6 protein-coding genes are annotated in these 5382 nt (G+C 39.7%); 5 read left to right on the forward strand and 1 reads right to left on the reverse strand.

Annotated elements, in window-relative coordinates; translation table 11 throughout:
- The 4 genes from RAC60_RS21830 to RAC60_RS21845 all read left to right on the forward strand — a co-directional run.
- Positions 1–1033 (forward strand): ROK family protein (locus RAC60_RS21830; RefSeq protein WP_375094339.1); only part of this gene is annotated, 1033 nt, incomplete at its 5' end.
- Between the two features lie 71 nt (positions 1034–1104).
- Positions 1105–1809: a DUF1868 domain-containing protein gene (locus RAC60_RS21835; protein WP_058707228.1), complete on the forward strand. Its 705-nt coding sequence runs from the start codon at positions 1105–1107 to the stop codon at positions 1807–1809.
- A gap of 729 nt (positions 1810–2538) precedes the next feature.
- Positions 2539–2958, forward strand: coding sequence for a hypothetical protein (locus tag RAC60_RS21840; RefSeq protein WP_375094340.1), 420 nt, complete (start codon positions 2539–2541; stop codon positions 2956–2958).
- Between the two features lie 281 nt (positions 2959–3239).
- Positions 3240–3878: a LuxR C-terminal-related transcriptional regulator gene (locus tag RAC60_RS21845; protein ID WP_375094341.1), complete on the forward strand. Its 639-nt coding sequence runs from the start codon at positions 3240–3242 to the stop codon at positions 3876–3878.
- Between the two features lie 254 nt (positions 3879–4132).
- Here RAC60_RS21845 and RAC60_RS21850 read toward each other — a convergent pair whose 3' ends face one another.
- Positions 4133–4444: a hypothetical protein gene (locus RAC60_RS21850; RefSeq protein ID WP_072208317.1), complete on the reverse strand. Its 312-nt coding sequence runs from the start codon at positions 4442–4444 to the stop codon at positions 4133–4135.
- A gap of 751 nt (positions 4445–5195) precedes the next feature.
- On the opposite strand from RAC60_RS21850, the gene RAC60_RS21855 reads away from it, so the two are divergent.
- The coding region (locus RAC60_RS21855) for a hypothetical protein (protein WP_375094343.1) at positions 5196–5382 on the forward strand (187 nt) is incomplete at its 3' end.

Below are 5382 nucleotides of genomic sequence, written 5' to 3' on the forward strand. Positions count from 1 at the left end.
GGCCGAGCTCAGCCGCCTGTCAGGCCTCACACCGGGAGCCATAACACAGCAGTGTCGGGAGCTGATTTTCTCTGGACTGATTATCGAAGGAGAACCTGTTCATGATGGCAAGCGCGGACAACCCTCTCTACCGCTGCGTCTTAATCCATGGGGAGCCTGTTCAATTGGTGTTGCATTCAGCCCAGGTTTTATTGACATTGCCATCATTGATCTAAGCGGAAAACCACTCATACAAGTGTACGAAAAGCATCCTGAAAATCAGGAAATTTCACTTACGGTTAATCAGGTCGTACGTATGGTTGCCGATACGCTCAGAAAAAAACGATTAAAAAACTCAAGAATACTGGGTATCGGATACGCCGTTCCAGGTTTTCTTAAGAAAGACGGGCGCAAAAGACAGACGGTAGCATGGCTTGATACATGGAGGGAGGTTGACCTTCAGGCGGTTTTTTCCGCTGCGTTACCCTACCCAACCTGGGTGGAAAACATCGTAAATGCTTCTGTCATTGCCGAATATTACTCCGGTAATCACAGCAATATTTCTGACCTGGTCCTTATTGACCTCGGATACGGGATTGCAGCAGGCATTATTGCTGACAATAAACTGCTGAGCGGGGGATTTTCGAATGCAGGAGAACTTGGAATGAGTTTCCCGCTCGAGATGCCGAGGCCTTCTTATAAAGACTTACTTATCACTCTTGAGAAGGCCGGTCTGAATTCCGAGGAACTGGACGGCCTCTCTGACAGCGGGAATAAGGTTATTGAATGCTGGATAGCGCGGGTCAGTGAACAACTGGAACCCCTTATATTCAGCTGCATCCAGTGGCTTGATCCTGAAGTTATTACACTGGGCGGCGCCATGCCCAAACAAATCGTCGGCCGCCTGGTAAAGGAGCTCAGGCGGAGAGTAAGCGGACGATTAGAGCCGTTACGGCCATCAGCAAAGATTGAAGCTTCTGCTTTCAGTAAAGAGGGTGCGTCACGCGGTGCAGCAATGCTGCCGTTATATTACACACTCAATATTAAAAAATAGCAGTGCCGTATTAGTGTCGCTCTGGTGTGCAGAGGTACGCTGGCCGGTATATCAGTCACAGAGGATGGGATATGTCACGTGATGCTGTCAGTTACGCCCCCGATGTGGGAAGAAAGTTTTCACCCTCGGGGTGTCCCTTACCTTTTGCGGGTAATACATTCCTGGGCCACCTTGAACAGCAAGGGGAGGGATTTGATACTTTTGATAATATTCTGAATATATCGAGATTTCTGCCAGAAACTCTTTTTTTCAGAAAGCTGGCGCTTGTTCCCTCCAGCAGTTACCACGTTACGCTTTTTGGCGGTGTGAATGAATGGGATCGCCGCTCCGGCCCCTGGCCCGTCAGAATATCCAGGGAGTTGTCTCTGGAAAGCCTGAATAAGCAATTTTTAGAGAAGCTGATATCGCGTCAGCCATCTCTTTCAGCCCCCTGGGAGTTTACTGTTGACTCTGATGCCCCTTTACCGGGAGAGGCCGATAATTTATTCATACCGCTTAAACCGGCCGATGAGGCAACCGGTGACCGGCTACAAAAAATCAGGAATGAGTTGTCAGAAGTGACGGGCATACGACGCGACGATCATGATGACTATCAGTATCATATTACACTGGGCTATCTGACAGCCGTTCTTGATCAAGTGGAATTAATTGAATACAGAGAAAAAAACAGGGAATGGAGAGAAATGATAGCGAAGGCCGGTAATATTACTATTCAGGAATTTGAGTTCTGCACATTACGGGACATGTATTCATTCCGCAGAATTCAAGTTATCTAGAAATTCCTTTTTTAATCCCCGCAGAACATCCCTTAACTTTCCTGACTAAGGGAGCCCTGTTGAAAAGGAGTCTGCTGCGGCGAATGAGAATAAAGGTGCGTTATTAATCGTTAACGATTAAGAGCATTATAATTTTCTTTTAAGGAGAAAGCATGAAGTTGTTTTTTTAATTATACCCCTATTACTATTATCAGGGTGTGTGGGATCTCCGCTCGGCAACCTGATTTTTAATAAACGTTATGAGACAAGTAGAGATGTCTCCGCATCATGGGTAGGAGCATCAGCAGATGAACTGGTAATGGTCTGGGGGCCACCACAAAACAGCAAGGCGCTAAGTAACGGAAGCAGCATACTGGCTTACAGTTATAACTGGGTTGTAAATGGTTACGATTCAAGCATGTGGAATTATATTCCTGAATATTCACACTGTGAACGGCGGTTTCTGGTCGAGCAGGGAATAGTAACAAAATGGTATTCGTCAGGTGGCTGTCCAAAAAAACCAAACGGGGCAAAATTGATTGACGGAAGTATACCAGTACCTGAACCAACGCTTTAGCCAGTCCTGCTCTTATCTGTTTTTTTTGGGAATTGACGTAACTCTGCACTTGTAAGGAGAATACCAATTAAAAACGCTTCCATATTCATGGCAAGCAGAAATGTACATTTTTTGCTAAAAAACCAATCACGAAAAAACGAATTTAATTCAGATATACCTTTGAGGTTAATATTATGAAGTCTGCTGTCATTGTATTTTCAATTATGCTGTTGATGTCAGGATGTAGTTCTTTCAGTGGTGAGGATAAGTTTTCACGAAGTTATGTTGTTTCTCATATCATAAGTAATAAAACAACGGAGTCCGAAGTTAAGGCTCTCTATGGCACACCCGACGATCAGACATCAAGATCAGACGGTAGTTATGTGTGGCGTTTTCACAGGGATGGTAAAATGGATTTCCTTTCAAAAGCTGCTTCTTTAATTCCCGGAACCTCTGCGCTAAGTGGTGCTGTGACAAGTGCGACAATTGCTCAGAATACTAAAGAGGATATGAATTCTGTTTCTGATAAAGTGACAGGAAATTCAGAACATCGTAGCGAAACATTGACAATTTATTTTACAAGTAACAAGGTTGTTTCCGACTGGATTATGTAACTTATTCTGCCTGCTCAACATGCGTGCAGGCAGAATTTTCAATTTTTTTTCCTAATGCATTATAACTAACAAAAATCAGATAATTAAATGATAAATTCTAAAATTATTTTCTTATCTTTTCTGTTTCCCTCAGGCTTATATCGGGATTTCATTTTAATACAATCGAAAGACAAAGATTCAATTATAAATATTTTAATTTAAATATTACTAAATCGCGCATAAGAACATTAAAGTGCGCCACTGGGATTTATATAACTTCAACAAAGAAGTGTGAGGGGAAAATGAATCAGAAAATAATGGTTATATCAAATGGCTATCCTTTTTTTTTGGAGGGTGTTTCCTCAACAGTAGTTAGAGTGTTCCCTAACGCAGAAATAAGTTATGCGGGAAACATAAATGATATTACCAGACAACTGAAGTCTGGTATCAAGTTCGATATTGTAATATTCTGCCTCTGCCTTTCACATTTAATGGAAAATAATTTACCATCGACTTTAAATGAAGCATTAGTTGATGCAAAACTAATAGTATTAACAATGTGTGATGATGTGGAAAAAGTATCAAGCCTCTTCCCTTTTAATATTGATGGACTCATTTGTAGCAATGTTGAAACCTCAACTTTCATTGAATTACTGTGCTCAGTACTCAGAGGGGAAAAAGTAGTATATTATAAAAGCACCTCCCGAGAAATAAATTATAGAAGTGAATTTGACAATCTGACATTAAGGCAGAGAGATGTCTTACGCTTAATCTCGGCTGGGGAATCAAATAAAGAGATCGCAAAAAAACTAGGCATCTCCCCCTTCACTGTTCGCATTCATGTTTCAAAGTTATTAAAAACATTGAAATTAACGAGTCGTTCTTCTGCGGCAGTGTTTTATATTAATACAACAAACAATTTTAAAGAAAATCAACCATAGCCATTATTGCTCATTTCTTTTCCGAAAATTATCTTAAAAGCCATTAAAATCATAAAAAGATAATTTTTTGCAGTAAAACACCTGAAGGAAGTAATTTAGATGTGATACATTCCCTTTGAATTGGCCAAAGTGGATTTATTATAAACCTTGTGAAAGCCGTAAAAAAACGAGCACGGCCTTTAATTCATCAACCATACTTAAAACTTAATTATTAAAATATTCCTGCATCGCAAGGATACAGGAGTCACATATATTTAATAAGTTTTAATGGGTTGGCATTTAGGTGTTGTTACAGTAGGATCCTGCAATGGAAGACCGGGTATAATCTGTGCTTCACAGTCTAAAATTCGCCCTTTAGTTGTGGTAGCACGGTAAGAAATCATTTGAGAACCTAATAAATCAGGTTTGGATGTAGAAACATTTGTGACAGTAATTTCTTCTGAAGATCCTAAACCAAGCATCTTCGCTGTATCTGCTTGCAAAATAGGGATTGCCAGGTTTGGCGACATTGTAGAACAACCACTTAGCATAATAATACCAATGCCGATAAAACTGAATTTTTTCATAACTTCACCTTGAAAATATGATTGACGCATTGTTTAAAGAGTGACTGTAGATCTGAATTTCTTGACGGAAAACTTACTAAGCCACAGGCTTAACTTTTATATTAACTATCATAATATTAACTATGAGCACAAAAAGTTCAATAGTACAAATGAGCTATTATGTAATAACTCATTTGTACTAGATGCTATAGGCAGCCACACGACAAGCCCAGTTGCACTATCATTTTCATTTCAATTGCTAATAACTAGCAGTAAGGCATCTGAGATTTCCGTCAGGGAATGATATTGTTTTCAGCTTTAACAGTTAGCTGTTCTATTTTTGCATTCTAAATAAATTTCACTGTATTTTATTGATATCGGTTGCATTGCCAAAACTGTGACAATGGCTTCTGCCGCTATCAATATTAAGATTATTACAATAATTTTTTTATCAGTCTTTCTCATTAATGACTTACCGGCTAATAAGTTTCTTCACCCCTAACTTCGGAGTATTTTTCAGGATATGGCGCGTTAATTGCTTTTCATTATCCATCATTTCCAAAATTGATGGTTTAAAAATAATACAAGCATTTTATTTTTTCAAGGCAGAAATCTACTCTTACTTAATCAAAAAGATAGTACTCAAGTTGTATTTACAAGTAGTTCATTTGTGTTATTGAACTTCTAAATGCTCATGAACTATATTCATTGAGCTGTATTTTTGTAATTAAATATCGACTACTGTTACTTTAAATTAGGTAAGAGGCATATCATGAAGAAAACAAAACTCATTACTGTACTTCTGGCCCTCGGTGTAGCATCATCGACCGCAATGGCTTCAACACAATCACATAATGTGCTGCAAAGTGTCCCAACATCTGCGGTAGCTGCTACATCCTATTCTCTTTCTCACGACCTTAACACCGTTTCTGGCGACGTTAAGCTCAGTGAGCTTAAGT

Origin of the sequence: Pantoea sp. BR_17, from assembly GCF_041955125.1 — a bacterium.
Lineage (GTDB): Bacteria > Pseudomonadota > Gammaproteobacteria > Enterobacterales > Enterobacteriaceae > Pantoea > Pantoea stewartii.

Coding starts and splice junctions, on each gene's coding strand:
- RAC60_RS21850 (WP_072208317.1), bottom strand. CDS start 4,444: ATGAAAAAATTCAGTTTTATCGGCATTGGTATTATTATGCTAAGTGGT.
- RAC60_RS21835 (WP_058707228.1), top strand. CDS start 1,105: ATGTCACGTGATGCTGTCAGTTACGCCCCCGATGTGGGAAGAAAGTTT.
- RAC60_RS21845 (WP_375094341.1), top strand. CDS start 3,240: ATGAATCAGAAAATAATGGTTATATCAAATGGCTATCCTTTTTTTTTG.
- RAC60_RS21840 (WP_375094340.1), top strand. CDS start 2,539: ATGAAGTCTGCTGTCATTGTATTTTCAATTATGCTGTTGATGTCAGGA.